Origin of the sequence: Micromonospora okii, from assembly GCF_020884795.1 — a bacterium.
GTDB classification, from domain to species: domain Bacteria; phylum Actinomycetota; class Actinomycetes; order Mycobacteriales; family Micromonosporaceae; genus Micromonospora; species Micromonospora okii.
In genome coordinates, this window is the sequence record NZ_BBZF01000014.1 from 220636 (window position 1) to 246482 (window position 25847).

The following is a 25847-nucleotide window of genomic DNA, read 5'->3' on the forward strand; positions in this document are numbered from 1 at the left end:
CCGAGGGCGCGCAGGCTGGCCTCGATCGTCTCCCGCTCCCGGCCCACCCGCTCGGGCGGCAGCTTGGTGGTGATGAAGACGTCCTCCCGGCGCAGCCCGCTGTCCCGGATGGCCCGGCCCACCTCCTCCTCGTTGCCGTACATGGTGGCGGTGTCGACGTGCCGATAGCCGGAGTCGAGGGCGGCCAGCACGGCGTCGTACCCGGCCTGGCCGGTGGCCTGCCAGGTGCCGAAGCCGAGCAGCGGCATCCGCACGTCGCCGGGGAGCAGGACGGTGGGCTGATCGTGATCCATACCGACCGTTCTACCCGGGGCGGCCGGCGACATGCCGGGCAACGGGCGAACCGGGGCGGATTGGCGGAGAATGCGGGGATGGCCGACCGCCTGGACGAGTACCGCCGCCGGCGGGACGCGAAGCGGACCCCCGAGCCGGTGCCGGAGCGCCCGCCGCGTCGTCGCCGGGGCGTCGGGGCCGGGCGGCGGGCCCGGTTCGTGATCCAGCAGCACCACGCCCGTCGGCTGCACTGGGACCTGCGGCTGGAGCACGAGGGGGTGCTGGCCTCCTGGGCGGTGCCGCGCGGCCTGCCCCGGGAGCCGGGCCGCAACCACCTGGCCGTGCACACCGAGGACCACCCGATGGAGTATCTCGACTTCCACGGCGAGATCCCCGCCGGCGAGTACGGCGGCGGGAAGATGGTCATCCACGACGCCGGGACGTACGAGTGCGAGAAGTGGCGCGACGACGAGGTCGTCGTGGTGCTCGACGGCCGGCGCACCTCCGGCCGGTACGTGCTGTTCGCCACGGGCGGGGCGGAGGGGCGGGACTGGATGGTCCGCCGGACCGACCCCGCGCCGCCGGGCTGGGTCGGGATGCCCGAGCTGGTCCGCCCGATGCGCCCGACCCGGGCCGCGCGGCTGCCCGCCGACGCCGCCGGGTGGGGGTACGAGCCGCGCTGGGACGGCGTGCGGGCGGTGGCGTACGTCTCCGGAGGCCGGCTGCGCCTGCTCTCCGACGCCGACGAGGAGGTCACCGGCGGGTACCCGTGGCTGCGCGGGCTGGCCGAGGAGCTGGCGCCGACGGAGGCGGTGCTCGACGGCGTGCTGGTCGACATCGACCGGCGCGGCCGGGTGCGGCCGGCACGGCCGACCACCGGCGCGCGGCGCGACCCGGCCGGCCAGTACCTGATCTTCGACCTGCTCTGGCTGGAGGGCGCGCCGAGCGTGGACGTGCCGTACGCGCGACGCCGGGAGCTGCTCGACGGCCTGGCGCTGGCCGGGGCCCACTGGCAGACGCCGCCGTCGTTCCCGGGGGCCGGGACGGACGCCCTGCGGGCCGCCGCCGAGCAGGGGCTGCCCGGGGTGGTGGCGAAGCGGCTGGACTCGGCGTACGAGCCGGGGCGGCGCAGCCGGCGCTGGCTGACCATCGACGTGGGCGACGACGCCCCCGGCACCGCGAGCTGAGACGCGAGGAGGATCGTGTACCTGACGCATCTGGAGTGCCCGCGCTGCGGGAAGGCGTACCCGGCGACCGAGCTGCGGAACCTGTGCGGCTGCGGCTCCCCGCTGCTGGCCCGCTACGACCTGGCGGCCGTGGCCGACGCGGTCACCCCGGAACGCTTCACCCTGCGCCCGGCCGACCTGTGGCGCTACCGGGAGCTGCTGCCGGTGGTCGACCAGCGGCACGTCACCACGCTGGGCGAGGGCTGGACGCCCCTGCTGCGCGTGCCCACCTACGGCGCCCGGATCGGCATCCCCGACCTGATCGTCAAGGACGAGGGGCTGACCCCGACGGGGTCGTTCAAGGCGCGGGGCGCGGCGGTCGGGGTGAGCCGGGCCCGGGAGCTGGGCGTGGAGCGGATCGCCATGCCGACCAACGGCAACGCCGGGGCGGCCTGGGCGACGTACGCGGCCCGCGCGGGGATCGGGTCGACCATCGTCATGCCGCTGGACGCGCCGGCCATCTGCCGGCGCGAGGTGCTGGCCGCCGGGGGCGACCTGCGCCTGGTCGACGGGCTGATCAGCGACGCCGGCCGCTACGTGGCGGCGCTGGTGGCGGCCTCCGGGGGCGCGGTCTTCGACGCGGGCACGCTGCGCGAGCCGTACCGGCTGGAGGGCAAGAAGACGATGGGGTACGAGATCGTCGAGCAGCTCGGCTGGCAGGTGCCCGACGTGATCGTCTACCCGACCGGGGGCGGGGTGGGGCTGATCGGCATCCACAAGGCGATGCGGGAACTGCGGGAGCTGGGCTGGATCGAGGAGCCGCTGCCCCGGCTGGTCGCCGTGCAGTCGACGGGGTGCGCGCCGATCGTCCGGGCCTTCGCCGCCGGGGAGGACCGGGCGCGGCCGTGGGAGGACGCGCGCACCATCGCGTACGGCATCACCGTGCCGTCCCCGGTCGGCGACGAGTTGATCCTCGACGCGCTGCGGGCCAGCGCCGGCACGGCCGTCGCGGTCGACGACGCGGAGCTCCTGGGCGACCTGCGGGACTTCGGGGCCGACGAGGGGCTGCTGCTCTGCCCGGAGGGGGCCGCCTGCCTGACCGCCGCCCGTCACCTGCGCGAGGGCGGGTGGATCCGGGCCGGCGAGCGGGTGGTGGTGCTCAACACCGGCGCCGGCCTCAAGTACCCGGAGACGGTGGACGTCTCGGCCGTGCCGGTGGTGGCCTGACCGGGGCGGGCCGGCCGGCCCGCCCGTGGGCGGACCGGCCGGCCGCCACGGTTGCAGACCTGTTGCAGGCCGGTGTCAGGCCGAGGCCGATTCGGTCAGCCGCCAGGCGGCGTTGATCAGCCCGATGTGGGACAGCGCCTGCGGCGTGTTGCCGCACTGCACCCCGGTCTGCGGGTCCACCTGCTCGGCGAAGAGCCCCACGTCGTTGGCGTAGGCGAGGACGCGCTCGAACAGCCGCCGGGCCCGCTCCGGCTCCCCGGCCATCGCCAGGCACTCCACCAGCCAGAACGAGCAGAGCAGGAAGCCGGCCGGGTCGGTGGACCAGCGCCGCACCAGCCCGTCGCCGGTGCCCAGCTCCCGCTCGACGGCCTCGATGGTGGCGCGCATCCGGGGTTCGGACGCCGGCACGAAACCCACCACCGGCAGGAAGAGCACCGAGGCGTCCAGCTCGGGCGAGCCGAAGGCCCCCGTGTACGCGCCCACCCGGTCGTTCCACCCCTCGCGCAGCACCGTCGCGCGGATCTCGTCCCGGATCGCCGCCCAGCGCCGCGGGTCCGCCCCCTCGCCGAGGCGGGGGGCCAACTCCACCGCCCGGTCCAGCGCCACCCAGCAGAGCACCTTGGACGACAGGTAGTGCCGGTCGACGTCCCGGGTCTCCCACATCCCCCGGTCCGGCAGCCGCCACGTGGCGGCGACCTGCTCGGCGAGCCCGAGCACCATCTCCCGCAGCTCCTCGGCGAGGGTGTCGCCCAGGTAGTCGCGGAACTGCCAGACCGCGTCGATCACCTCGCCGGGCACGTCGAGCTGGCGCTGCCGCCACGCGTCGTTGCCAACCCGGACCGGCCGGCTGTCGCCGTACCCGCGCAGGTGGGAGCAGTCGTGCTCGGAGATGTCCCGCTCGCCCTCCAGCCCGAACAGCACGGGCACCGGGTCCGCGCCGACCCGGCCGATGGAGCGCGCCGCCCAGGCGAAGAGCCGGTCGGCCTCGGACGGGCAGGCCGCCACCCAGAGGGCGCGCATCGTCATCGAGAAGTCGCGCAGCCAGGAGAAGCGGTAGTCGTAGTTGCGGTCGCCGCCGAGCCGCTCCGGCAGCGAGGTGGTCGGGGCCGCGGCGACCGCGCCGCTGCGGGCGTAGGTGAGGCCGGTGAGCACGGTCGCGCTGTGCCGCACCTGCGGGGCGTACCGGCCCTCGTAGCGGTGCGACTCGCGAAACGCCTCCCACGCGCGCGTCGTGTCGGCCAGCGCGGCGACCGGGTCGAGCCGCACCGGCGGGTCGCCGTACGTCTCGGCGTACGCGAGGGCGAAGCCGACGGTGCCGCCGGCCGGGACCTCGAACTCCTGCCGGACCCGCTCCCGATCCGCCCGCAGGGCCCCGCCGGTGCCGTGCAGCACCAGCGCGACCGGCCCGGCACCGGCCAGCACCGATCCGTCGGCCTGCTCGTGCAGGTACGGCGTGAGCAGGCCGTACTCGGGGCGGGGGGCGAAGTCCAGGGCCATCCGCACGCGGCCGGTGAGCCCCTGGACGACCCGCAGCAGCACGGCCGGGGAGTTCAGGCCCAGCTCGTGACCGCGCGCCCCGACCTCGGCGGCGAGGGCGTCGAGCACCGCCACGCTGCCCGAGGGCGTGTGGTGGACGGTGCGCAGCACCAGCGTGTCCGGCAGGTACGCCCGCTCCACCCGCGACGGCGCAACCGGCGCGAGCCGCCAGTGCCCCGCCGACGGGTCCAGCAGCCGGCCGAGCACCGATGCCCCGTCGAACCGGCCCGGGCACCACCAGTCGACCGAGCCGTCCCGGCCGACCAGGGCGCCGGAGCGGCAGTCGGAGAGGAACCCGTAGTCGGAGATCGGCGGCTGGTCCACCCGCCCCGGGTACCCGCTCGGGGCGGGATCAGGCGGCCGGGCCCGGCTGCGCCCGCCGGGCCCGTGGTGCCGCCGCGCTCAGGAGGTGGGTGGCTCGTCCTCGCCGGCCGCCTCCGCCGCGTCGGCCTCCTCCTTGGTCCGGTGCACGGCCTGGTCGGCGTGCTCCGGCGGGCCGTAGACGGTGTAGAGGACCAGCGGGTTGGGGCCGGTGTTGACGAAGTTGTGCTTCGTCCCGGCCGGCACCACCACCAGGTCGCCCTGCGCGACCTCCTTCTTCTCGCCCGCGACCCGGGCCTCGCCGGTGCCGCTGACGAAGGTCAGGATCTGGTCGATGCCCTCGTGGACCTCCTCGCCGATCTCGCCACCCGGCGGGATCGTCATGATCACCAGCTGGCTGTGCTCGCCGGTCCACAGCACCCGCCGGAAGTCCGGGCTCTTCTCGGCAACAGTCGCGATCGTGAAATGCTCCATGCTCCCCACATACCCGCTACCGCCCCGGGCCACGCCGGGAACCCTCAGATGGTGGAAATCCCCACTGATCCGAGGTTTGGGCCCGCCCGGGACGGGCATCGACATGGGCAGACCAGGCCCGCTGGGCCGGTCGGGCCAGGTCCCCGTCGGCGTACCGCCGTACGGCTGCGGTGGCGGGAGACGGCCGGAGCGCGGCGACGTTACGACCCCCGAGGGTCGCGGCGGCGCCGTGCGCCCGTCTCCGGGCACGTTTTCCCCGCGCAGGCCCGGCCCCCGCCGCCGGCTGCGGCGAGGGCCGGAACCAGCGCCCGTCAGGACGCGACGGCGATGTGGAACCCCCGGTCGGCCGGGGCCCCCGCCGAGGTGAACGTCTGCACGAAGATCCCGTTGGGCACCCCGGCGCGGCCGACGACCGCGATCTCCCCGCTGGGCGAGGCGCCGACGCTGCCGGGCAGGCCGATGGTCCCGACGAACGCCGACTGGGTCAGGTCGTGGTTGAACACGACCTGGTAGACGCCGACGCCGAGGCGGGTGGCCGAGACGGCGCCGAAGCCGCGCACCAGCGCACCACCGGCGTCGACCACCGCGAAGAGGAGTTGGGCTGTCGGGGGCATCCCGGACAGTGTGGCGGGGACCAGCAGCGCGCTGGCCTCGGCGCGGACGGCGGCGCTGGCGACGGGCTGGTCGGCGGCGGCCTGCTTGGACTCGGACATGCTGACGCTCCTTCGGGCCGGCCCGCGCACCGGGCAGGCCAAATAGAGGGATGTGATGAAAAAGGTCGATCAGGCGACCATTGTCGGTTGAATCTGATCAATACCTTTTACGAGTCCGACGCTAATCCGCCGAGGCCGGTCGACACCAGGGGTCGGCGCTGTCCAATCAAGGACTCCGACCGATTCGATCACGCCCCTGAGCTGCGCATATGCCGAGCGGCTCAGCGATCGCGGTGCAGCCAGGCGAGACACGCCCGCCGGGTCCGGGGCCAGGCGGTCGGCCCGCTGCCGCATCCGGTCGAACGTGGCGGCCTCGACCAGCTCCGGCCAGCGCGGCTCGGGCACCTCGACGCCGAGCCGCCCGGCCAGGGCGCGCATCCCCCCGGCCAGGTCCGCGACCAGGTCGTCGTAGTGCACCAGCGTCACGTTGGGCCGGTCCCGGCGGGCCCACGCGTCGCCCAGGTGCCACAGCACCCCCGGCAGCGAGTCCAGCTCCTCACGCGGGTCGACCTCCTGGTCCACCCAGTGCCGCAGCGCCTCCACCAGTGGGGTACGCGGGCCGGGCTGCCCCTGCGGCGGCGGCTGGCCGGTCAGCTCGGCCAGCCGCGCCCGGTCGAGGTTGCCGCCCTGGTGCCAGAGGGAGACCGCCATGTCCAGCGGGTGCCGGGCCACCACCACGTAGTGCGCCCGGTCGTCCAGGGGAACGCCGTCGAGCGGGGTGTGGGTCTTGACGAAGCGGCGGTGCCGCTGGGCGGCGAGCCGGGCGTACACCGCGTCGCGGGGCTCCACCAGCCAGTCCAGCCAGGGCGACAGCTCCGGCAGTGGGGCCGGCAGCTCGGGCGTGCCGAACACCAGCAGGGCGCAGATCATCTGCATCCAGGTGGTCCCGCTCTTGGAGCGGGTGCTGATCACGATGTCGCCGTCGCGGAACGGGAAGCCGAGCCAGCGCGCGCTGTCCTCGTCCTCCGAGCGGTAGCGGAAGGGGGCGTCAGGCATCCGGGGATCGTACGAGCGCACCCCAGCCGTACGCGCGACAATTTCCGGTTTCCCTGGGACGGGCGCGGGCGGGTCGCTACATTGAGGTATGGTGCCCGCCCACGGGGGCCGGGCGGCGGAACCGGTCTACCACCCCGTCCTCGCCTGCCGTCGGGGCGAACTGGAGGCGCTACGCCACCTCGACAGCGCCGCCGCCGCCCTGCTTGCCCCGGTGCTCGACGTGTCCACCGTGGACTCTCCGCTCGTCGACGCCCTCGCCCGGCTCCCCGCCGGGCTGCTGCCGGCGGTCGACGTGAGCGCGCTGCCCGACACCGCGGACGCGGAGCTGATCCGCTGGGGCGTACCGCTGGTGCCCGTGGCCGGTCTCGCGGAGAGCGACGCGCGGCTGGCGGCGCACGGCCGGGCGGCCCGCGCGTACGCCGGGCGGCTGGTGGTGCGGCTGCGGGCCGGCCACGACCGGTCCGGCCCCGACGCGACCACGGCCGCCGTGGAGCGGATCTGGCGGCTCGCCCGGCTGGTCCCGGAGCAGTGCGAGCTCCTCGTCGACGCCGGGGACGTCTGGTGCGCGGCGGACGTCCGGCTGGCGGAGCCCCGGGTCCGGTGGCTGGTCGACTGGGCGCGGCGGCACGCCTGGCGGGCGGTGACCGTGGCGGCGGGCGGGCTGCCGCCAACGCTGTCCCGGCTCCCCACCGACGAGCCGGTCCGCCTCGACCGCTGGGACTGGCTGCTCTGGCGGCGGCTGGCCGACCTGGGCGTGGGGTACGGCGACTACGGGGTCGGCTGCGCAGTGCCCGGCGCGGAGGCGGCCGGGGACCGGCTGCCCACCGTCCGCTACGCGACCGACGGGGCGTGGTGGGTCTACCGCTGGTCCCGACGGGGCGGCCGGGGCGACGAGCGGGTGGCCGACCTGTGCCGGACGGTGGTCTCGGCCCCGCACTGGCCGGCGGACGGGGCGGGCTTCTCCTGGGGCGACCACGAGATCCTGCGCCGCGCCCGGGGCACGGCCGGCGCCGGGTCGACGGCGAACTGGGCGGCCTGGAGCACGTCGCACCACCTGGCGCACGTGCTGCGGGAGCTGCGCCGGGCGGACGAGTCGGGGCCGGCCGTTCCCCCGCCGGACGGCGGCCGGCGGGCCGGCGGCTGGCCGGGCGCGCAGGGTCGGGCCGCGCCCCGGCAGGACGGGAAGCGCCGGGCGGAGCGGGACCGGGTCACCCGGCCGCGCCGGGGCGGCCAGGCCGGGTGGCCCGGTTGAGCCGGGTGGCCGGGTGGCCGGGTGTCCCGGTCGAGCCCCGGAACAGCCGGGTGGCCCGGTCGAGCCGCCGCGCTACTGCTTCTCGGTGAAGCCGAACTGCACGATGCCCTCGTCGTCGACGGTGGCGTCGACCGAGGTGTCGGTGAGCAGTTCCGCCGCGTCGGAGTCGAGGAAGATCCGCGCCCCCTGGTTGTCCACCACCTGGTCGCCCTCGACGGGCTCGGGCACCAGCTCGATGGTGAGCGAGCCGGCGTCGGCGTCGGCGGCGATGCGCACCCCGCCGTCGGCGGCGACGTCCTCCTGGTTGGCCAGGTCACGGATCACGAGCACGGCGTTGTCGGTCATGGTCAGCATGGCGCACTCCTCGTGGATTCTCGGATCGCGGTCGGCGCAGGCCGGTCACAGCCCGCGTACGAGCACACGGGGAACGGCGGGTGACGAATCAGGTCGTCACCGCGCGAAACAGGGCAGGTCACCCGCCCCTCCCTGCCTACGTTGCCCCCTTCGGGGGCATCCGTCAAATAGAGCCGCGTCTAACGAAAACCCCTACCGACCCCGCGTTTGACAAAAACCTTCGGTCGACGGGGTGCTGTGGCAGAAACCTCCATGACAGCATCGGGACATGCATTGTCGCCTCTTTCCCCGGGCGCTCGCGCTGGCCGTGCTGGTCGCCATCGCGGCGACGACCGGCGCGCCCACCGCCACCGCCGAGGCCCCCACCCCCGCGCTGACGCGGCTCACCGCGACCATCGACGCGGTCCTGGCCGACCCCCGGCTCGACGGCGCCCAGGCGGGCGTGGTCGTGGTGGACACCGCCACCGGGAAGACCCTCTACGACCGCAACGGCGACCGGCGGCTGGTCCCCGCCTCCAACACCAAGCTGCTCACCTCGGCGGCGGCGCTGGCCCTGCTCGGCCCCGGCCACCGGTTCGGCACCACCGTGGCCGCCGACGGGCGGCGCGGTGCCGGGCTGCTCTCCGGGGACCTCTACCTGCGCGGGGGCGGCGACCCCACCATGCTTGCCGCCGACTACGACAGGCTGGCCGCCCAGGTCGCGGCGGCCGGCGTGCGGGTGGTGACCGGGAACCTCGTCGCCGACGACACCCGCTACGACGACGCCCGGCTGGGCACGGACTGGGCGTGGGACGACGAGCCCTACTACTACGCGGCGCAGGTCTCCGCGCTGACCGTCGCCCCGGACACCGACTACGACGCGGGCACCGTCGTCGTGCGCGCCGCCCCGGCCGGCGCGGCCGGCGGCCGGCCGGCGGTCACCATGACCCCGCCGAACGGCTACCTGCGGGTCGACAACCGCGCCGAGACCGTCGCCACCGGGGAGACCAGCCTGTCGTTCGAGCGCGCGCACGGCGGCAACACGATCGTGGTCACCGGCCGGATCGCCGTCGGCGCGCAGCCGGCCAGCGAGTGGGTGACGGTCTGGGAGCCGACCAGGTACGCCGCCGACGTCTTCCGGGCGGCCCTGCGCCGGCACGGCGTGCGGGTGCTCGGCCGCACCGTGCTCGGGCGGGCCACCCCGGCCGACGCCGCGCCCGTCGCCCGGCACGACTCGATGCCCCTGGCCGAGCTGATGGTGCCGTTCCTCAAGCTCTCCAACAACGGCCACGCCGAGGTGCTGACCAAGGAGATCGGCCGGGTCCTCTCCGGCTCCGGCACCTGGCCCGCCGGGCTGGCCGCGATCAGCGAGTACGTCGCCGACACCGGGATGGACACCGGCACGCTGCGCCAGCGCGACGGGTCGGGGCTGTCCCGGCTCACCATGATCCCGCCGGCCCAGTTCGCCGCCCTGCTCGGCGCGGTGCGCGCAGAGCCCTGGTTCGACACCTGGTACGCCGCGCTGCCCGTGGCCGGCAACCCCGACCGGGCGGTGGGCGGCACGCTGCGCAGCCGGATGCGGGGCACCCCGGCCGCGAACAACGTGCACGCCAAGACGGGCAGCCTGACCGGCGCGTCGAGCCTCTCCGGCTACGTCACCGACGCGGACGGCCGCCTGCTGGCGTTCTCCGTCGTGCTCAACAACTACCTCGCCGCCTCCGTGAAGGGGCTGGAGGACCAGATCGCGATCGCGCTGGCGTCGTACAGCGAGAAGGGCGCGGGCGGGGCGCGGCTCGCGCCGCCGACGGCGCCCGAGGCCCCGCGCACCCCCGCCGGCCTGGAGTGCTCCTGGGTGAAGCCGGCCACCTGCTGACCGGGCCCGGGCCGGGCCCCTTCCGGGTGCGAGGGAAGGGGCCCGGGGCCCGGGGGGCGACGCGGCGGGCCCGCCGGGACGGGGGGCGGGCCCGCCGCGTCGCCGCTGGTGGCGGCGGTTCCGCCGCTGGTCGCGGCAGGTGTCGCCGCAGGTCGGCAGGAGCCGGACGATCCGGCCGAGGACGACGCCCCGGCCGTCAGGCGCCGGGGCGGTCCGGGGGGCGCACGACGGCCGTCGGGTCGCCCCGCTCGATCAGCGCGTCGATCTCGGCGGCGCGCAGGCCACGCAGCGCCAGCACCCGCCGGCCCCACCGGTGCAGCCGGCACGGGTGCGGGCTGGCATCGTTGCGGCAGACCGTCCCGCCGGACCAGCGCCGGGGCGCGTGCACCACCACCGCCCGCACCGCGAACTGGGCGTCCTCCCCCGTGACGTACGGCGGCAGCGGGATGTCCCGCAGCCCCTCCCCGGGCTCCTGGCCGCTCCCGTGCGGGGCGGCGGGACGGACGGTGCGGGTGGTGACGCTGCTCATCGGTGAAGCCTCCACAGAGGATGACGGACCGGGACAGCGCAGAACCTACGACCGCCGCAAAGCGGCGCGACGGACAAACTGTCCCGGGGCGGGCATGCCCGGCGGCCTCGGCCGAGCGGCGGATCAGCCGATCCGGAAGCCCAGCGCCCGCGCCAGCATCACCGCCTGCTCGGCGTCGATCAGCGCGCCGTCGCGCTCCACCGCGCTCGGGTCGAGCGCCGACAGGTCGCTGCCGCGCAGGTCGGCGCGGGACAGGCGGGCGCCGTGGAACTGGGCGCCCGAGAGGTCCACGCCGGTGACCGTGGCGTCGGTGAGGTTCGCCCCGGTCAGGTCGGCCTCGCGCATCCGGGCGTCGGTGACGCGCACCCCGCGCAGGTCGGCCCGGGGCAGGGCCACGAACGACCAGTCGCCGCCGGTGATCCGCAGCGGGCGCAGGTCGCACTCGGCGAAGGAGCTGCCGACCAGCTTGCACCCGGTGAACTCGGCCTCGAAGAGGTTGCACCGCGTGAAGGAGCAGCGGGTGAAGGCCGAGTCGACGTGGCGGGAGGCGTTGAACGCCACGTTGCCGAAGACGCACTCGGTGAAGACCGCGCCCCGGCTGACCGCCTCGGTGAGGTCGACGTCGAAGAACTCGCAGCGCGTGAAGCGCCGGTCCGCGAGGTCCTCGCCGTACCAGTCGTCGTGGCGGTAGGTCGCGTCCTCGGTCAGCTCCGGCATTTCGCCAGCCTAGTGGGCCGGGCCGGCACCCTCCGCGCCCCGTGCGACGACCGTGGGCCCGGCTGCTTCTCGGGAGCCGCGCCACCGATCGACCCCCGCCCCGGCCGGGATCGCGGGTGCCGCGCCACCGATCGACCGAACCGCCCCCGGCGGGATCGGGGAACCGCGCCGCCGACCAAGCAGCCGCCTCCGCCGGGATCGCGGGAACCGCGCCGCCGGGGGCCGTCGGCTCCCTAGCCTGGGGACGGGGCGACGGCCCGGGGACGGCCGCGCAACGGGTGCGGCGCGGGAGGCGGTGGGGCCATGAGCGACATCGTGGTGTTCGGTGCCGGGGGCACGGCGGGCTCGCGGATCACCGTCGAGGCGGTGAACCGGGGCCACCGGGTGACGGCGGCGGTGCGCCGGCCCGAGGCGGTCGGCTACCTGCCGGCCGCGGTGCGCGTGGTCACCGGGGACGCCACCTCGGCGCGGAGCGCACGGGAGCTGGCCCCGGGCACGGACGCGATGGTGGTGGCGATCGGCGGGGGCGAGCGGGCGCTGTGGCGGGACGCGGCGGAGAACCTGATCACGGTGCTGCGGGACCTGCCGGCCCCGCCCCGGGTGATCCACGTCGGCGGCGGGTCGACGCTGCTCACGCCCAGGGGCACCCCGTTCCTGGAGGAGCCGGACTTCCCCGAGGAGTACCGGGACTCCGCGCTGGGGCAGGCCGACGCGCTGGCCTGGTACCGCTCGGCCACGGCGGGGGTGACCTGGACGTACGTCTCCCCGCCGCCGCTGGAGTTCCGGCCCGGCGAGCGCACCGGCCGCTACCGCACGGGCACCGACGAGCCGGTCACCGACGAGCGGGGCCGGGCGGCGCTGAGCTACGAGGACCTGGCCGTCGCCGTCGTGGACGAAATCGAAAACCCGCGCTTCGAGAACATGCGCTTCACTGTCGGGTACTGAGCGCGCACGCGCTTCCGAGCCCCCGGTGACGTCACCGCCGGCCGGCGCCCCGCCCGCAGTCACCCTCGCTGACCGGTCGCGGCACGGCTGGGGTCGCCGCGTCCTCCGTACCGGAATCGCCCTGCCACGACATCTTCGGGGGCGAACGGGCACCCGGCCGGGGCCGGCCTTCTCCCCGCATCCGTTCAGGAACGAGCAATCGCGAGGACAATTCTCTTTTTCGCCGCCGGGAGGCCGCCGCGATGCGACGGTGGAACGGACGGGACGTCCCGGTCCGACGCCCCGAGCTACCCCACCGACTCTCCTTTCGGGAGGAATCTGTGCGTGCTCAGATCGTGAAACGGGCCGTCGTCGCGTTCGCCCTGGCGTTCCCGGGCGCGGCGATCGCCGTGGCGGTCGCCGCCCCGGCGGCCCACGCGGACGGCTGCTACACCTGGAACCGCGACCTCTACCGGGGGCTCTCCGGCAACGACGTGCGCCAGCTCCAGATCCGGGTCGCCGGGTGGGCCGGCCGCCGGGACATCGTGGAGACCGACGGCCGCTACGGCCCGAAGACCGCCGCCGCGGTCAAGCGCTTCCAGTCCGCGTACGGGCTGCGGGCCGACGGGATCGCCGGGTCGCAGACGTACGCCAAGCTCTACGCGCTCCAGGACGACGACTGCACGCCCCGGCACTTCAGCTACCCGGAACTGGACGACGGGTGCGGGCGCGGCGGCTGGAGCGGCGGGCCGCTGCCGTCCGCGACGACCAAGGAGAACGCGCTGCACACCATGTGGAAGCTGGAGGCGCTGCGGCGCGACCTGGGCGACAAGCCGCTGCCGGTGACCAGCGGCTACCGCAGCACCACCTGCAACCGGCAGGTCGGGGGCGCGTCGAACAGCCAACACCGCTACGGCACGGCCGCCGACCTGGGGTCCCTCGAATCGTCGCTGTGCGACGTCGCCCGCGCCGCCCGGGACCACGGCTTCAGCGGCATCTACGGCCCCGGCTACCCCGACCACGACGACCACGTCCACGTCGACTCCCGCCGCGAGAACGACGACGACGGCATCCCGAACACGACCTCCTGGTCGGCGTCGGACTGCGGGATCGGCGCCGGCTGACGATCAGCCCGTGTCGCCGACATGGCGGTGTCCACGGCACTCGGATACCGCCATGTCGCCGGCATGGTGTGAGGGGCCGGCCCGAGCCCGTCAGACGAGGCCGGCGTCGTGGACCAGGAGGGCGACCTGGACGCGGTTGTTCAGGTCGAGCTTGGTCAGCAGGCGGGACACGTACGCCTTCACGGTGGCCACGCTCATGAAGAGCTCCGCGGAGATCTCGGCGTTGGTCCGGCCCGCGCCCAGCGCGAGCGCGACCTCCCGTTCCCGCTCGCTGAGCCCGGCCATCAGGCGCAGCGCCCGCTCCCGGCGCGGGTCGACGCCGCCCCGGTGGCCACCGGCCGGGTCGGCGGCGGTGACGTGCCGGATCAGCTGCCGGGTGACCGTCGGCGAGAGGGTCGCCTCCCCGGCGGCCACCCGGCACACGGCCCGCACGATCTCGGCGGGCGGGGTGTCCTTGAGCAGGAAGCCGGCCGCCCCGGCGCGCAGCGCCCGCAACACCTGGTCGTCGGCGTCGAAGGTGGTCAGGACCAGCACCTCGGGGGGCCGGGGCTGGGCCCGCAGCGCCTCGGTGGCGGTCAGGCCGTCGACCCGGGGCATCCGGATGTCCATCAGCACCACGTCGGGTTCGCGGGCGGCCACGGCGGCGGGCACCTGGTCGCCGTCGGCGGCCTCGCCGACGACCAGCAGCTCCGGCGCGCCGCCGAGGATCATCGACAGGCCGGCCCGGACGAGGGCGTCGTCGTCCACGATGAGCACCCGCACCGGCCGCCCGGGGCCGCCGCCCGCCCCCGAACCGGACGAACCACCCGCGCCCCCCGGGCCGGATGCCACGGGCTCCCGTCCCTCCCCGGTCATGCCGGCCACGGCAGCCAGGCGGTGACCCGGAAGTCGCCTGCGGCGTCCCGCCCGTGCTCCAGTCGCCCGCCGGCCAGGCTGACCCGCTCGGCGATGCCGACCAGGCCGGTCCCCGCGCCCGGGATGGCGGCCGGCGCCGCGCTCCCCACCGGCCAGCGGTTGCGGACGTCGACGGTCAGCCCCGTCCCCGCCGACCCGGAGAGCCGGACCCTGACGGTGCTCCCCACCGCGTGCTTGCGGGCGTTGGTCAGACACTCCTGCACGATCCGGTACGCCGTGCGCCCCAGCGCCCTCGGCGCGGCTGCGCCGTCCTCGACGTCGTCGACGACCTCGATCCGCGTTCCGGCGGCCCGGGACTCGTTGACCAGCGCGGGAAGGTCGGCCAGGGTCGGCTGCGGGCGCTCCACCGCGCTGTCGGGCGGCGTGGACGAGGTGGAGTCGTCGGCGCGGAGCACCCAGATCACCTCGCGGAGGTCCTGGAGGACCGCGTGGGCGCTCTCGCGGATCACGCCGGCCGCGCGGGCCACCTCGGCGGGCGGCGCGTCGGGGCGGAACTCCAGCGCGCCGGCGTGCAGGCTGAGCAGGGAGACCCGGTGCGCCAGCACGTCGTGCATCTCCCGGGCGATCCGGGTGCGTTCGAGCTGCCGGGCCTGCGCCACCCGGAGCTGCTGCTCCGCCTCGGCCCGGTCGGCCCGCTCCCGCAGGGACAGGACGAGCTGCCGCCGGGCGCGGACGAACATCCCCCAGGCCAGCACCGAGCCGACGAAGATCACCCCGAAGATCATCTCGCCCCAGTAGCCCAGGGAGGGGTCGGGGCGCAGCGCCGCGTAGCTGAAGAGGGTCAGCACGTTCGCGCCGAGCAACATCGCGGCCTGCGGGAGTGGCCGGTGCACCACGACCGTGAACAGGACGACCAGCAGGGCGAAGCTGCCGGTCACCGAGAACAGCCCGAGCGGCAGGATGGCCAGCGCGAGCGCGACGGGCCAGCGGCGGCGCAGCCAGAGCGCGCCGGCGGCCAGCAGCCCCAGCACGTTGTCGAGGTCCTGCATCCACTCGTACGGCAGCCGCCCGGCGAACTCCGGTTTGGGCTGGCTCGCGTCCCAGGCGGCGAGGAAGACCCAGCCGAGGGCGAGCAGGAAGATGTGGGAGTCCACCAGCCAGTCGCGGGTGGTGCGCCGTTGCCGCCCCGCCGCGTCGGTCAGGGCGCCCGGCAGCAGCCAGGGATGGTCCGGCACGACGGCGCTCGTCATCGGCCCATACTAGGAAGGAGCGCCGCCCCGCCGACAGCTACCAAAGTCGACGCCCGACCTGGCCACAGGTCGACGCCCGGTCTGACCACACGTCGACGCGAGACCTGACCACAGGTCGAGGCGGTGCTCGACTGCCGGCCGCAGCGCCGGGCCGGGTGGCGCGGGCAGGCTCGGCCCCATGATTCAAGTCGAGCACCTGACCAAGCGGTACGGCGGACGCGCGGCCGTCGACGACGTCACCTTCACCTGCGCCCCCGGCAGCGTCACCGGTTTCCTCGGCCCGAACGGCGCCGGCAAGTCCACCACGATGCGGATGATCTGCGGGCTGGCCTCGCCGACGTCGGGCACCGCCACCGTCGCCGGGGTGCCGTACCGCCGGCTGCCCAACCCGGGCCGCGAGATCGGCGTGCTGTTGGACGCCTCGGCGCAGCACGCCGGCCGGAGCGGCCGGGAGGTGCTGGCGCTCGCCGCCGCGACGATGGGGGTCCCCCGGCGGGAGGTCGACGTGAAGCTCGACCTGGTCGGGCTGGGCGAGGCCGCCGCCCGGCGGCGCGTGGGCGCGTACTCCCTGGGGATGCGGCAGCGGCTCGGCCTGGCGCACGCGCTGCTGGGCGACCCCCGGGTGCTCGTGCTGGACGAGCCGGCCAACGGCCTGGACCCGGAGGGCATCTTCTGGATGCGCGGCCTGCTGCGCGACTTCGCCGACCGGGGCGGCAGCGTGCTGCTCTCCTCCCACCTGCTGCGCGAGGTGGAGGCGGTGGCCGACCGGCTGGTGGTGATCGGCGGCGGCCGGATCGTCGCCCAGGGCGGCACCGACGAGCTGCTGGCCGGCGCCGGCACCCTGGTCCGGGCCCGCGACGGCGCGGCCCTCGGGCGGGCGCTGGCCGCCGCCGGCCTGGAGGCGTCGCCCCAACCCGGCGGGGGCCTGCTGGTCCGCGCCGACCCCGACCCGGTCGGGCAGGCCGCGGCGGTCGCCGGGGTCGCCCTCACCGAGCTGCGCCCCGCCGGTGGCGGCGGCCTGGAGCAGCTCTTCCTCAGCCTCACCGGCGGCACGACCACGAAGGAGACCACGGCATGACCGCGACCACCATCGCCCCCACCGTCGCCCCGCCGCACCGCGCGGAGGTACGCGGGCCGTCGCTGCTCCGGTTGACCGCCGTCGAGCTGCGCAAGCTCGCCGACACCCGGGCCGGCCGGTGGCTGCTGGCCACCCTCGCCCTGGCCTCGGCCGTGATGGTCGTGGTGCAGCTCTCGGTGCTGGCCGACGAGCGGCAGACGTTCACCGAGTTCTTCGGCCCGCAGCTGATCCCCACCGGGCTGCTCCTGCCGGTGCTGGGCATCCTGTCGATCACCTCGGAGTGGTCCCAGCGCACCGCGCTGACCACGTACACGCTGGTGCCCCGGCGGGAGCGGGTGATCGTCGCGAAGCTCGCCGCGGTGGTGCTGGCCGCGCTGGCGTCGGTGCTGGTCAGCCTCGCCATCGCCGCGCTCGGCACGCTGGTGGCGGGTGCCACGGGCGGGGCGGGCACCTGGACGTTCGAGGCGGCCCGGCTGCCGTACGCGGTGGCCTTCCAGGTGCTGAACGTGCTGATGGGCGCGGCCTTCGGCCTGCTGCTGGTGAACACCCCGCTGGCCGTGGTCACCTACCTGGTCCTGCCGACGGTGTGGGCCATGCTCTCCGGCATGGTCGCGGCGCTGCGCGAGCCGGCCCGCTGGCTGGACACCAGCGTGACGATGGAGCCGCTCCTCGGCCCGACCATGACCGCCGACCAGTGGGGGCGCCTGGCGGTGTCCGTGCTGGTCTGGGTGGCGCTGCCGCTGGTCGCCGGGCTGGTCCGCACGCTGCGGCGCGAGGTGTCCTGACCGTGGGGGCCGGGGCCGGGAGCGCGCGGACGCGGGTCGGCCGCGAGGTCGGCGAGCTGGCGGTGATGTGGGCCGGCTTCCCGCTGCTCGGGGCCGGCGCGGGCTGGCTGCTCGTCGCCGCCGCCGGCCCGCTGGCCCGGCTGCCGTGGGTGCCGTTGCAGGGCTGGCTCAAGCTGCTGGCCGGGCTGCCCCGGCCCGGCACGGCGGTCGCGGCGGCGGCGCTCGGCGTCCTGGCCGGGCTGGTCGTCGCCGGGCTCGGCACCCGGGAGCGGCCCGTGATCGACGTGGACGCGCACCGGGTCCGGCTGCGCCGCGAGGGGCGGGACCGCGAGCACGCCCGCGCGGCCGTGCGGGTGGTCTTCGTCGACGGGCAGAGCCTCGTCCTGCTCGGGGACGGCGACGGGGAACTGGACCGGGAGGACGGCGACATGAACGTCCGGCTGCTCGCCGCGGCGTTCCGGACGCACGGCTGGCCGTGGGCGGACGCGGACCCGCACCGGGACGCGTACCGGCGGTGGGTGGAGGGGCTGCCGGGGCTGCCCGCCGGGGCGGACGCCCTGCTGCGGGCGCGGCAGCAGGCGGTGGAGCAGGGCCGGCACGACGAGGCCCGGGACCTGCGCCGCGAGCTGGGTCGGCTCGGGGTGGTGGTGCGGGACGAGGAGAAGCGACAGTACTGGCGGCGGTCGCCGCCGGGCTCTGGGCCCGGGAGCGGCTCCTGAGCTTCTCGCAACCGATGGAGAACCGTCAGAGTGTCGACGGATCGTGCTACGGGCGTTCGGCCCTCGCCCAGCGCGGCTGAGGCCGGCCCACCGAGGCCAGCAGTTCGTCGAGGGCGTCCAGCTCCGCCCAGCCGTTGACCGAGATCCCACCGGCGGCGTCAACGGTCACCTCGACCCGGTCGGGGGTGCGGGGCAGTTCGTCGAGCAGCCCCGGGAACCGGTCGCCGAGCAGCACGAACTCCTGGTTGGTGGAGCCCACCCAGGGCCGGCGGGTGTCGACCCGGTCCGCCCGGAACGGCCCGGCCACCAGCAGGTCGGTCTCGGCCAGCAGCGCGGCCACGTCGTCGCGTCCGTGCTCCACGGCCCGGCGCAGCCCGGCCCGGGTGTAGCCCGTGAAGGTCATCACCGAGCGCCCCGCCCGGCGCACCCCGGCGGCCACCTCGGCCAGCGCCGCGGCCTGGTCGAACGGCTCCCCGCCGAGCAGGGTCACCCCCTCGGCGCCGGCGGCGAGGACCCGTTCGGCCAGCTCCGCGGGCTCGACCAGTTCCCCGCCCCGGAAGCCCCAGAGCTGCGGGTTGAAGCACCCCGGGCAGCGGATGGCGCAGCCCTGCACCCACAGGGCGGTGCGTTCACCCGGCCCCTCGGCGCGGGTGGTGGCGACGAACCGGGCCAGCGCCACCCGCCCCGGCCCGAGCGGGGAGCGCCGCACCGGGCCGGTCTCAGAAATCGAGTACGCGTCCACTGGGCACCTCCGGGCGGGCGGGCGGCGGGCAGACCAGCAGATGGCGCAGCGGGGCGTACTCGTGCGGGGCGAGCCCGGCGGCGGCGGCGAACTCGGCGACGCTGGCGAATCCCCGGCGGGCCTGGCGGGCCGCGACCACCCGGCCGGCCCGCTCGGCGTCGAAGCCGGGCAGCGCGGCGAGGTGCGCCGCCCCGGCGGTGTTGACGTCCACCGGGGACAGCGCGTCCGCCTTCCCCTTACCGGCCGACGAGGCCACGGCGGCCTGCGGCGGCACCACCACGGCGGGCGGCGGTGACGACGGGTTGAAGGCCGGCGGAGCGGCGAACGCCGAGGGGACGGCGGGCGCCGGCACCGGCGGCGGGGCCAGGGCCCCGGGCGGGTACGCCGCGGCGGGCCGCCCCGGCGCGGGATGGGCGTACCAGGGGCGGTAGCCGGCCCGCCACCGCAACCAGGGCCCGTTGATCACGAAGGCGTGGACGACGCCGGCGACCCAGGCCGCGAACCACACGCCGAAGAACCAGTCGCTGGCGGTGCTCTCCTTGCCCGTCGACCCGACCCCGAGGAAGCCGGCCCAACCGGCGATCAGGTATCCGACGCCGGAGAGCCACCATGCGGGGCGGCGGGCCCGGACGCCCACGTAGAGGAAGCCGAACCCACCGAGGCAGCTGAATCCCAGGATCGGCAGCAGCATCCACCAGCTGTGCCGCAGCCGCCACCAGACGCTGGCCGCCGGAGAGTGGTACGGCGGCGCGGCGGCCCACGCCACCGGCGGGGGTCCGGCCGGGTACGGCGAGGGGTACCCCGGCGGGGCGGGCGGGTGGTAGGGCGTCGGGCCCGGCGCGGGCGGCCAGCCCGGCGGCCAGCCGTCAGGCACGGTCGACATCGTGCTGCTCCTGGGCGACGACCGTCGGCACCCGGTCGCGGTCGGCGGTGTACGCGCTGTGCACCGTCCGCGCGGCCAGCAACTCCTCCAGCACGGCGACGTAGTGGAGGCAGCCCTCGCCCAGCACGCCCTGGGTCTCGGCGCTGACCGAGCCGTCGGGGTTGACCGTGACGACGACGCGCGGCTGCCCGCTCACGCCGTCCGCTCCTCGACGGCGAAGACCAGACGGACCGAGGCGTCCTCGGTGACCTGCTCGGACTCCAGGCGCAGCCCGGCGGCCGGGGCCTGGGCGCGCAGCCGCTCCAGCACGGCCCCCTGCACCTGCCGCCCGTACGCGACGTCCACCGAGCGGACGATCTCCACCGCCCGCGCCTCGTCGACCTCGCCCGCGACGTGGGCGGCCCAGATGCCGTCGGCACCGCGCTGGAACACCGCCCGCACCCCCGCCCAGTCGGCGGTGATCCCGTCGGCCCCGGCGGCGACCACGGCGTTGGTGTCGCGCAGCGCGGTGGCGAGCAGGGTCTCGTCCCTCATCCGTGTCCGCACCTGGCAGACCACCCGGCCCGAGCCGTCGCGCTCCGCGGAGGCGGCCTGCGCGGCGGCGACGGTGGCCACGGCCAGCGGTACGAGAATCAACGAGATGCTCACCGGTGTTCTCCTGTCGTCGCGGTGGTCGTCAGAACTCGAGGGCCCGGCCGCCGGGCCCGCCGCCCGGTCGGCCGGGGCCGGGCGAGGGGCGGGCGTCCAGGTCCCAGTCCTCGGCGGCGGTCGCGGCGACCGCCCGGTGCTCCGCCCAGCTCCGCACGGCGGCGATTCGCTCGGCCTGGGTGACGCTCAACGGAACCATGTTGACCAATGCCCGCAACAGGTCGTCGCGACACAACGGGCGGCGCTCGGCGTACGCGTCGACCAGCCCGCCGACGACCGCCTGCTCGATCTCGGCGCCGGAGTAGCCGTCGCTGAGCCCGGCCAGCTCCGTCAGCAACGCGTCGTCGACGATCAGCTCGCCGGCCACGGCCGGGTGCCGCAGCCGCCGGGCGAGGTGCAGCCCCCAGATCGAGGCGCGTTCGGCCCGGGTGGGCAGGTCCACGAAGAAGATCTCGTCGAAGCGCCCCTTGCGCAGCAGCTCCGGCGGCAGGGCGGCGAAGTCGTTGGCGGTGGCGATGACGAAGACCGGACGGGTCTTCTCCTGCATCCAGGTCAGGAACGAGCCGAAGACCCGGGCGGAGGTGCCCGAGTCCCCGCCGGCCCCGCCGGCGAAGCCCTTCTCGATCTCGTCCAGCCAGAGCACGCAGGGCGCGGTGGCCTCCGCGACCCTGATGGCCTCGCGCATGTTCTGCTCGCTGGAGCCGACCAGGCCGGCGAAGATCTTGCCGATGTCGAGGCGCAGCAGGGGCAGCCCCCAGGCGGCGGCCACCGCCTTGGCGGTCAGCGACTTGCCGCAGCCGGGGACCCCGGTGATCAGGACGCCACGCGGGGTGGGCAGCCCGTATCCGGCGGCCTCGGCGAGCCAGGCGCCGTCGCGCTTGCCCAGCCAGCGCTTGAGGTTCTCCAGCCCGCCGACATTCCCGAGCGGCACCGGCTCGTCGAAGAACTCGAGCAACCCGCTGCGGCGCACGGCCTGCCGTTTCTCCTCGTGCACCAGGCTCAGGTCACGGGCGTCGAGCACACCGTCGTCGACCATCGCGCGGGCGAAGGCGTTCTCCGCCTCGTGCAGGGTCAGCCCCAGGGCCGCCTTGGTGAGCCGTTCCCGGCCCCGCTCGTCCAGGGCGATGCGGATCCGGCCGCCGGCCACGTTGGCGGCGATGATCCCCTCCAGGACGGCGCGGATCTCCGGCTCGGTGGGCAGCGGGAAGTCGACCACCGTGACGTCCCTGGTCAGCTCGACCGGGAGGTCCGGCACCGGGGAGAGCAGCACCAGGGTGCGGGAGACCGGGCCGGAGCGGTAGGCGACGGCCAGTTCGCGCAGCCGGCGTACTACCCCGGGGTCGGCTGGGCGGCCCCCGGCGCCCAACGCCGGGTGCGGGTCGGCGAGGACCACCACGGCCGGCTCGTCGATCCGCCACGCGGCGTCGAGCGCGGCGGCCAGGTCGGTGGTGCCCTGCCGCCGGTTGCCGTCGGGCGGTACCAGACCCCGGGTGGCCGACCAGGTCCAGAGCCCGCGCGGGGTACGCACCCGAACGGCGTCGTGGGCGACGGCGGCGATCTCGGCTAGGACCCGCTGCTCCTCGTACGAGCAGATCTGGAGCACCGGCACGCGGGCCTTGAGCAGTTGGGACAGGGTGTCGCGGAAGGTCGTCACCATCGCTGTTCCCTTCCCCGAAACGCCACCGGGTCGCGCAGACTGTAGCGCACCGCCCCCCGGGTGCTGGCCGACGCGGAGCCCGCGCCGCCGGCCGCACCTCCCACCCCCGGCCCCGCCCCTGGCCGCTGCTGTGCGAAGCCCGCCCGCCCCCGGATTCGCCCCCGTAAAGTCGTCCGGCGATCTCCCGGAGTTCGCACCCCCACCGCTAGCATCGCGGACCATGAATATGAAGAGCGTCACCCGCTCGCGATCCGGGCGGTTGGTCACGGCGTTCACACTCGCCGTGGCGTTGGGGACACCCGTGGTGGTGAGCGCCTCCGCGTCGGCGGCGAGCACGCTGACCGTCGCGCAGGCGCTGGCCGCCCAGGACGGCCGGGCGGCCACCGTCACCGGGTTCGTCATCGGCCAGCCGACCGCGACGACCACGGTGATCACCTCCGCCTACACGGCGGACACGGCCATCGCCATCGCCGACACCGCCGCCGAGACCAGCCCGAGCAGGATGCTCTACGTCCAGGTCACTGCCGCGTACCGGAGCACGTTCGGGCTGCTGACCAATCCGGGGCTGCGCGGCCGGCAGGTCACCGCGACCGGGGCGCTGACCGCGTACTTCAGCCACGGCGGCCTGAAGAACCCGACCGCGATGAGCCTCGGCGCCGCCACCCCCGGCCCGACGCCGAGCCCGACCGACCCCGCGCCCACCCCGACCGGGCCCGCGCCCACCTCGCCGCCCGCGCCGACGCCCACCCCGACCGGCAGCGGCGGCCCTTACGACTCGACCTACTACGCGACCGCGATCGGCAAGACCGGGACCGCGCTGCGCAGTTCCCTGCACACGATCATCAAGAACCAGACGAAGCTCAGCTACGACCGGGTGTGGGAGGCGTTGAAGGACGCCGACCAGGACCCGGCCAACGCCAACAACGTCGTGCTGCTCTACAGCGGCCGGTCGCAGAGCAAGACCAGCAACGGCGGCGGGGTGAACGACTGGAACCGCGAGCACGTCTGGGCCAAGTCGCACGGCGACTTCGGCACCGCCACCGGGCCGGGCACCGACGTGCACCACCTGCGCCCCGAGGACGTCTCGGTCAACTCCACCCGCGGCAACAAGGACTTCGACAACGGCGGCGGCGCCGTGGCCGAGTGCGCCGGCTGCTACAGCGACGCCGACTCGTTCGAGCCGCGCGACGCGGTCAAGGGCGACGTGGCCCGCATGATCATGTACATGGCGATCCGGTACGAGGGCAACGACGGCTGGCCGAACCTGGAGATGAACAACTCCGTGGCCAACGGCAGCGCGCCGTACCTGGGCAGGCTGTCGGTGCTGCTCGCCTGGCACCGGCTCGACCCGCCGGACGCCTTCGAGAAGCGCCGCAACCAGGTGATCTACGACCGCTGGCAGGGCAACCGCAACCCGTTCATCGACCACCCGGAGTGGGTGACCGCGATCTGGGGCTGACCGTCGCGTCGCCGGCGCGGGGGCCGCAGCACCCGCGCCGGCAATCTCCTGGTGAGGAAACGGCACCGGCGGGTACCTTGAGGAATGGCCTACACAATTCCCGACATTTCGCTCAACGACGGCAACACCATCCCACAGCTCGGGTTCGGGGTCTACCAGATCGCGCCGAAGGTGACCGCCGAGGCGGTCGGCCGGGCCCTGGAGATCGGCTACCGGCACATCGACACCGCCGAGATGTACGGCAACGAGGCCGAGGTGGGCCAGGCGATCCGCACCTCCGACCTGGACCGGAGCGACGTCTTCGTCACCAGCAAGCTGAACAACGGCTTCCACCGCCCCGACGACGCCCGCCGGGCGTTCGACTCCACCTTGGAGGCGCTGAAGACGGACTACATCGACCTGTTCCTGATCCACTGGCCGCTGCCCACCCGCTACGACGGCGACTTCGTCTCCACCTGGAAGACGCTGGAGGAGTTCCAGCGCGACGGCCGGGCCCGCTCCGTCGGCGTGTCGAACTTCCAGGTGCCCCACCTCGAGCGGTTGGCCGCCGAGGCGGAGGTGACGCCGGCGGTGAACCAGGTCGAGGTGCACCCGTACTTCGGCAACGAGGAGGTCCGCGCGTACGGGAGGGCCCACGGCATCGCCACCGAGGCGTGGGCGCCGATCGCGCAGGGCAAGGTGCTCGACGACCCGACCCTGCTCGACATCGCCGAGCAGCTCGGGCGGAGCGTCGCCCAGGTGGTGCTGCGCTGGCATGTGCAGCGCGGCGACATCGTCTTCCCGAAGTCGGTCACCCCGGAGCGGGTCGAGGAGAACTTCCGGATCTTCGACTTCGAGCTGGACGACGCCACGATGGAGCGGATCACCGCCCTGGACCGGGGCGAGGCCGGCCGGCAGGGCCCCAACCCCGACACCTTCGACGTCATCCCCGCCTGAATCCCGCGGGCGGGCTCCGGCCCGCCCGCCGGGGCCGGCGGCTCGGGCCGGTCAGGCGGGGAGGGCGATCCGCCAGTCGTTGCAGCGCATCCACCGGCCCGGCGGATACTCGAAGTCGGTCTCGCCGAGCAGCTCGAAGCCGGCCTTGCGGCAGACGGCGTTCGACGGCGGGTTGCCCACCGACGGGTAGGCGTGGGCGTACCGGCGGGCCCGCTCCGCGCCGGCCAGGGCGAGCGCCTCCCGCACGGCCGCGGTCGCCAGCCCCCGCCCCTGGTACGCGGGCAGGATCGCCCAGCCCATCTCGTACACCGGCTCGTCGCGCCAGACCCGCCCCCAGTAGCCGACGGTGCCCACCCTGACCCCCTCGGGCAGCAGCACGACCGCGAACATGTTCCCGGAGCGGGGGCCGGGCCCGGCCAGGTACCGGGCGTGGCGGGCGACCACCTGCTCCTCGGTCTCCGGGCCGCCGGTGTGCGCCCGGACCTCCTGGGTGTTGAGCCGGCGCAGCAGGTCCAGGTCACCCTCGGCCCACCGCTCGATCCGCACCCGTGCCGCTCCCCCGCCGCCCATGCGCCCCCTCCTCCGTGATCCCCCATCCAAGCCCACCCCGCCGACACTCGCGCCCGCCGCGCGGCCCGGTGAGCGTGCTGGCGGGGGTCGGTATGGTGCCGCCGTGACGGCACACGACTGGTCCGACGTACGGGAACGACTCGCCCGGCTGGCCGCCGCGCCGGCGGCAGGCGAGGTCTTCGGGGCGGGTGGGCACGGGTTCACGGTCGCGCCGCCGCTGACCCCGGCCGAGGTGGCCGAGCTGGAGGCCCAGTTCGGGGTGGAGCTGCCGGCGGAGTACCGCTCGTTCCTGCTCGACGTCGGGTGCGGCGGCGCCGGCCCGGCGTACGGCCTCTTCCCGGCCCGCCGGGTCGACGGCCGGTGGGGGTGGGAGGGCGACGGCGCGGACATGACGACCCCGGAGTCCCTGGCCCGGCCGTTCCCGCACACGGCAGCGTTCAACCAGGCCGAGGCCCTGCCCGAGATGCCCGAGGAGGACGACTTCGCCTCGCCGGAGGAGTACGAGGCCGCCGAGGAGGCCTGGTGGGAGCGGCACGACGCGATCATGTACGACGAGGCGCACTTCACCGGCCTGCTCTACCTGTGCCACCACGGCTGCGCCCTGCGCGACGCCCTCGTGGTCACCGGGCCGGCCCGGGGCACGATGTGGTCCGACGGCACCGCCGACGAGAGCGGCCTCGAACCGCTACTCGCGGAGGACGGCACCCCGCTGGGCTTCGCCGGGTGGTACCGCCGCTGGCTGGACGACGCCGACCGCCGGGTGCCCCGCCCCTGACGCCGGGCCACGGCGCCCGGCGGAAGCAGCCG

The 25847-nt window shown here is 75.4% G+C and carries 28 protein-coding genes; 12 read left to right on the top strand and 16 right to left on the bottom strand.

Translation table 11 applies throughout. From position 1 onward, the window contains the following. On the bottom strand, window positions 1-293 hold a 293-nt coding region (locus LPU43_RS07585; RefSeq protein ID WP_229399537.1), incomplete at its 3' end, for an aldo/keto reductase. A 78-nt stretch (window positions 294-371) separates the two neighbouring features. On the opposite strand from LPU43_RS07585, the gene LPU43_RS07590 reads away from it, so the two are divergent. After that, on the top strand, window positions 372-1460 hold the full coding sequence (locus LPU43_RS07590; protein WP_229399538.1) for a DNA polymerase ligase N-terminal domain-containing protein: 1089 nt from the start codon (window positions 372-374) through the stop codon (window positions 1458-1460). Between the two features lie 15 nt (window positions 1461-1475). Continuing rightward, window positions 1476-2666, top strand: coding sequence for a threonine synthase (locus LPU43_RS07595; RefSeq protein WP_229399539.1), 1191 nt, complete (start codon window positions 1476-1478; stop codon window positions 2664-2666). A 75-nt stretch (window positions 2667-2741) separates the two neighbouring features. Here LPU43_RS07595 and LPU43_RS07600 read toward each other — a convergent pair whose 3' ends face one another. From LPU43_RS07600 to LPU43_RS07615, 4 genes are all read right to left on the bottom strand, one after another. Next, entirely contained in the window at window positions 2742-4526 is a 1785-nt protein-coding gene (locus tag LPU43_RS07600; RefSeq protein WP_229399540.1) for a glycoside hydrolase family 15 protein, read from the bottom strand. A gap of 78 nt (window positions 4527-4604) precedes the next feature. Further along, on the bottom strand, window positions 4605-4997 hold the full coding sequence (locus LPU43_RS07605; RefSeq protein WP_229399541.1) for a cupin domain-containing protein: 393 nt from the start codon (window positions 4995-4997) through the stop codon (window positions 4605-4607). Window positions 4998-5308: 311 nt separating this feature from the next. Next, the gene (locus tag LPU43_RS07610; RefSeq protein WP_229399542.1) at window positions 5309-5710 is read right to left on the bottom strand and encodes a hypothetical protein; all 402 of its coding nucleotides are present in this window, start codon (window positions 5708-5710) and stop codon (window positions 5309-5311) included. Window positions 5711-5779: 69 nt separating this feature from the next. Beyond that, window positions 5780-6706, bottom strand: a complete 927-nt coding sequence (locus tag LPU43_RS07615) for a sulfotransferase domain-containing protein (protein ID WP_229399543.1) — start codon at window positions 6704-6706, stop codon at window positions 5780-5782. 88 nt (window positions 6707-6794) lie between these two features. Between LPU43_RS07615 and LPU43_RS07620 the strand changes: the two genes are divergently transcribed. Next, on the top strand, window positions 6795-7958 hold the full coding sequence (locus tag LPU43_RS07620; RefSeq protein WP_229399544.1) for a beta family protein: 1164 nt from the start codon (window positions 6795-6797) through the stop codon (window positions 7956-7958). A gap of 72 nt (window positions 7959-8030) precedes the next feature. Here LPU43_RS07620 and LPU43_RS07625 read toward each other — a convergent pair whose 3' ends face one another. Further along, window positions 8031-8312 carry an adhesin gene (locus tag LPU43_RS07625; protein ID WP_229399545.1) on the bottom strand — a complete coding sequence of 94 codons (282 nt, stop codon included), beginning with the start codon at window positions 8310-8312 and terminating at the stop codon, window positions 8031-8033. Between the two features lie 268 nt (window positions 8313-8580). Between LPU43_RS07625 and dacB the strand changes: the two genes are divergently transcribed. Further along, window positions 8581-10164, top strand: coding sequence for a D-alanyl-D-alanine carboxypeptidase/D-alanyl-D-alanine endopeptidase (gene dacB, locus LPU43_RS07630; protein WP_229399546.1), 1584 nt, complete (start codon window positions 8581-8583; stop codon window positions 10162-10164). Between the two features lie 196 nt (window positions 10165-10360). Here dacB and LPU43_RS07635 read toward each other — a convergent pair whose 3' ends face one another. Continuing rightward, complete coding sequence (locus LPU43_RS07635; protein ID WP_229399547.1) at window positions 10361-10693, bottom strand: hypothetical protein; 333 nt, start codon at window positions 10691-10693, stop codon at window positions 10361-10363. A 123-nt stretch (window positions 10694-10816) separates the two neighbouring features. Continuing rightward, entirely contained in the window at window positions 10817-11410 is a 594-nt protein-coding gene (locus LPU43_RS07640) for a pentapeptide repeat-containing protein (protein ID WP_229399548.1), read from the bottom strand. 303 nt (window positions 11411-11713) lie between these two features. Here LPU43_RS07640 and LPU43_RS07645 point away from each other — a divergent pair, with 303 nt between their 5' ends. Both LPU43_RS07645 and LPU43_RS07650 read left to right on the top strand, forming a co-directional pair. Next, the gene (locus LPU43_RS07645; protein ID WP_229399549.1) at window positions 11714-12355 is read left to right on the top strand and encodes an NAD(P)-dependent oxidoreductase; all 642 of its coding nucleotides are present in this window, start codon (window positions 11714-11716) and stop codon (window positions 12353-12355) included. Window positions 12356-12675: 320 nt separating this feature from the next. Next, the gene (locus tag LPU43_RS07650) at window positions 12676-13458 is read left to right on the top strand and encodes a D-Ala-D-Ala carboxypeptidase family metallohydrolase (protein WP_229399550.1); all 783 of its coding nucleotides are present in this window, start codon (window positions 12676-12678) and stop codon (window positions 13456-13458) included. A gap of 90 nt (window positions 13459-13548) precedes the next feature. On the opposite strand, the gene LPU43_RS07655 is transcribed toward LPU43_RS07650, so the two are convergent. Both LPU43_RS07655 and LPU43_RS07660 read right to left on the bottom strand, forming a co-directional pair. Beyond that, window positions 13549-14331: a response regulator transcription factor gene (locus tag LPU43_RS07655; protein ID WP_373321675.1), complete on the bottom strand. Its 783-nt coding sequence runs from the start codon at window positions 14329-14331 to the stop codon at window positions 13549-13551. Beyond that, the gene (locus tag LPU43_RS07660; protein ID WP_229399552.1) at window positions 14310-15563 is read right to left on the bottom strand and encodes a sensor histidine kinase; all 1254 of its coding nucleotides are present in this window, start codon (window positions 15561-15563) and stop codon (window positions 14310-14312) included. The genes LPU43_RS07655 and LPU43_RS07660 overlap by 22 nt, the downstream gene beginning before the upstream one ends. Window positions 15564-15741: 178 nt before the next feature. Between LPU43_RS07660 and LPU43_RS07665 the strand changes: the two genes are divergently transcribed. From LPU43_RS07665 to LPU43_RS07675, 3 genes are read left to right on the top strand one after another with little or no spacing between them, the layout of a single operon-like run. Next, window positions 15742-16641, top strand: a complete 900-nt coding sequence (locus LPU43_RS07665; RefSeq protein ID WP_229399553.1) for an ABC transporter ATP-binding protein — start codon at window positions 15742-15744, stop codon at window positions 16639-16641. Beyond that, on the top strand, window positions 16638-17426 hold the full coding sequence (locus tag LPU43_RS07670) for an ABC transporter permease (RefSeq protein WP_229399554.1): 789 nt from the start codon (window positions 16638-16640) through the stop codon (window positions 17424-17426). The genes LPU43_RS07665 and LPU43_RS07670 overlap by 4 nt, the downstream gene beginning before the upstream one ends. Before the next feature lie 2 nt (window positions 17427-17428). Then, window positions 17429-18145, top strand: a complete 717-nt coding sequence (locus LPU43_RS07675) for a YqeB family protein (protein WP_229399555.1) — start codon at window positions 17429-17431, stop codon at window positions 18143-18145. A 46-nt stretch (window positions 18146-18191) separates the two neighbouring features. Here the strand turns inward: LPU43_RS07675 and LPU43_RS07680 are convergent, their stop codons facing one another. From LPU43_RS07680 to LPU43_RS07700, 5 genes are read right to left on the bottom strand one after another with little or no spacing between them, the layout of a single operon-like run. Further along, a complete protein-coding gene (locus LPU43_RS07680) occupies window positions 18192-18887 on the bottom strand; it encodes a 4Fe-4S single cluster domain-containing protein (RefSeq protein WP_229399556.1) in 696 nt (231 codons plus the stop codon). Further along, on the bottom strand, window positions 18865-19770 hold the full coding sequence (locus LPU43_RS07685) for a ComEA family DNA-binding protein (protein ID WP_229399557.1): 906 nt from the start codon (window positions 19768-19770) through the stop codon (window positions 18865-18867). The genes LPU43_RS07680 and LPU43_RS07685 overlap by 23 nt, the downstream gene beginning before the upstream one ends. Next, the gene (locus LPU43_RS07690) at window positions 19754-19966 is read right to left on the bottom strand and encodes a DUF2997 domain-containing protein (RefSeq protein ID WP_229399558.1); all 213 of its coding nucleotides are present in this window, start codon (window positions 19964-19966) and stop codon (window positions 19754-19756) included. The genes LPU43_RS07685 and LPU43_RS07690 overlap by 17 nt, the downstream gene beginning before the upstream one ends. Beyond that, on the bottom strand, window positions 19963-20418 hold the full coding sequence (locus LPU43_RS07695) for a hypothetical protein (protein WP_229399559.1): 456 nt from the start codon (window positions 20416-20418) through the stop codon (window positions 19963-19965). Before LPU43_RS07695 ends, LPU43_RS07690 begins: the two co-directional genes overlap by 4 nt. A gap of 28 nt (window positions 20419-20446) precedes the next feature. After that, the gene (locus LPU43_RS07700; RefSeq protein WP_229399560.1) at window positions 20447-22075 is read right to left on the bottom strand and encodes a Ycf46 family AAA ATPase; all 1629 of its coding nucleotides are present in this window, start codon (window positions 22073-22075) and stop codon (window positions 20447-20449) included. 220 nt (window positions 22076-22295) lie between these two features. On the opposite strand from LPU43_RS07700, the gene LPU43_RS07705 reads away from it, so the two are divergent. Next, window positions 22296-23534: an endonuclease gene (locus tag LPU43_RS07705; RefSeq protein ID WP_229399561.1), complete on the top strand. Its 1239-nt coding sequence runs from the start codon at window positions 22296-22298 to the stop codon at window positions 23532-23534. 84 nt (window positions 23535-23618) lie between these two features. Beyond that, window positions 23619-24470, top strand: a complete 852-nt coding sequence (locus LPU43_RS07710; protein WP_229399562.1) for an aldo/keto reductase — start codon at window positions 23619-23621, stop codon at window positions 24468-24470. Window positions 24471-24521: 51 nt separating this feature from the next. Here LPU43_RS07710 and LPU43_RS07715 read toward each other — a convergent pair whose 3' ends face one another. Next, a complete protein-coding gene (locus tag LPU43_RS07715) occupies window positions 24522-25040 on the bottom strand; it encodes a GNAT family N-acetyltransferase (protein WP_229399563.1) in 519 nt (172 codons plus the stop codon). A gap of 103 nt (window positions 25041-25143) precedes the next feature. Here LPU43_RS07715 and LPU43_RS07720 point away from each other — a divergent pair, with 103 nt between their 5' ends. Then, a complete protein-coding gene (locus LPU43_RS07720; RefSeq protein ID WP_229399564.1) occupies window positions 25144-25815 on the top strand; it encodes an SMI1/KNR4 family protein in 672 nt (223 codons plus the stop codon). Window positions 25816-25847 lie beyond the last annotated feature (32 nt).

What these genes read in the sequence shown, in the direction of transcription:
- LPU43_RS07590 (WP_229399538.1), top strand. Translation starts at nt 372, where the DNA reads ATGGCCGACCGCCTGGACGAGTACCGCCGCCGGCGGGACGCGAAGCGG.
- LPU43_RS07605 (WP_229399541.1), bottom strand. Translation starts at nt 4,997, where the DNA reads ATGGAGCATTTCACGATCGCGACTGTTGCCGAGAAGAGCCCGGACTTC.
- LPU43_RS07610 (WP_229399542.1), bottom strand. Translation starts at nt 5,710, where the DNA reads ATGTCCGAGTCCAAGCAGGCCGCCGCCGACCAGCCCGTCGCCAGCGCC.
- LPU43_RS07615 (WP_229399543.1), bottom strand. Translation starts at nt 6,706, where the DNA reads ATGCCTGACGCCCCCTTCCGCTACCGCTCGGAGGACGAGGACAGCGCG.
- LPU43_RS07620 (WP_229399544.1), top strand. Translation starts at nt 6,795, where the DNA reads ATGGTGCCCGCCCACGGGGGCCGGGCGGCGGAACCGGTCTACCACCCC.
- LPU43_RS07625 (WP_229399545.1), bottom strand. Translation starts at nt 8,312, where the DNA reads ATGCTGACCATGACCGACAACGCCGTGCTCGTGATCCGTGACCTGGCC.
- dacB (WP_229399546.1), top strand. Translation starts at nt 8,581, where the DNA reads ATGCATTGTCGCCTCTTTCCCCGGGCGCTCGCGCTGGCCGTGCTGGTC.
- LPU43_RS07635 (WP_229399547.1), bottom strand. Translation starts at nt 10,693, where the DNA reads ATGAGCAGCGTCACCACCCGCACCGTCCGTCCCGCCGCCCCGCACGGG.
- LPU43_RS07640 (WP_229399548.1), bottom strand. Translation starts at nt 11,410, where the DNA reads ATGCCGGAGCTGACCGAGGACGCGACCTACCGCCACGACGACTGGTAC.
- LPU43_RS07645 (WP_229399549.1), top strand. Translation starts at nt 11,714, where the DNA reads ATGAGCGACATCGTGGTGTTCGGTGCCGGGGGCACGGCGGGCTCGCGG.
- LPU43_RS07660 (WP_229399552.1), bottom strand. Translation starts at nt 15,563, where the DNA reads ATGACGAGCGCCGTCGTGCCGGACCATCCCTGGCTGCTGCCGGGCGCC.
- LPU43_RS07665 (WP_229399553.1), top strand. Translation starts at nt 15,742, where the DNA reads ATGATTCAAGTCGAGCACCTGACCAAGCGGTACGGCGGACGCGCGGCC.
- LPU43_RS07670 (WP_229399554.1), top strand. Translation starts at nt 16,638, where the DNA reads ATGACCGCGACCACCATCGCCCCCACCGTCGCCCCGCCGCACCGCGCG.
- LPU43_RS07685 (WP_229399557.1), bottom strand. Translation starts at nt 19,770, where the DNA reads ATGTCGACCGTGCCTGACGGCTGGCCGCCGGGCTGGCCGCCCGCGCCG.
- LPU43_RS07700 (WP_229399560.1), bottom strand. Translation starts at nt 22,075, where the DNA reads ATGGTGACGACCTTCCGCGACACCCTGTCCCAACTGCTCAAGGCCCGC.
- LPU43_RS07705 (WP_229399561.1), top strand. Translation starts at nt 22,296, where the DNA reads ATGAATATGAAGAGCGTCACCCGCTCGCGATCCGGGCGGTTGGTCACG.
- LPU43_RS07710 (WP_229399562.1), top strand. Translation starts at nt 23,619, where the DNA reads ATGGCCTACACAATTCCCGACATTTCGCTCAACGACGGCAACACCATC.
- LPU43_RS07715 (WP_229399563.1), bottom strand. Translation starts at nt 25,040, where the DNA reads ATGGGCGGCGGGGGAGCGGCACGGGTGCGGATCGAGCGGTGGGCCGAG.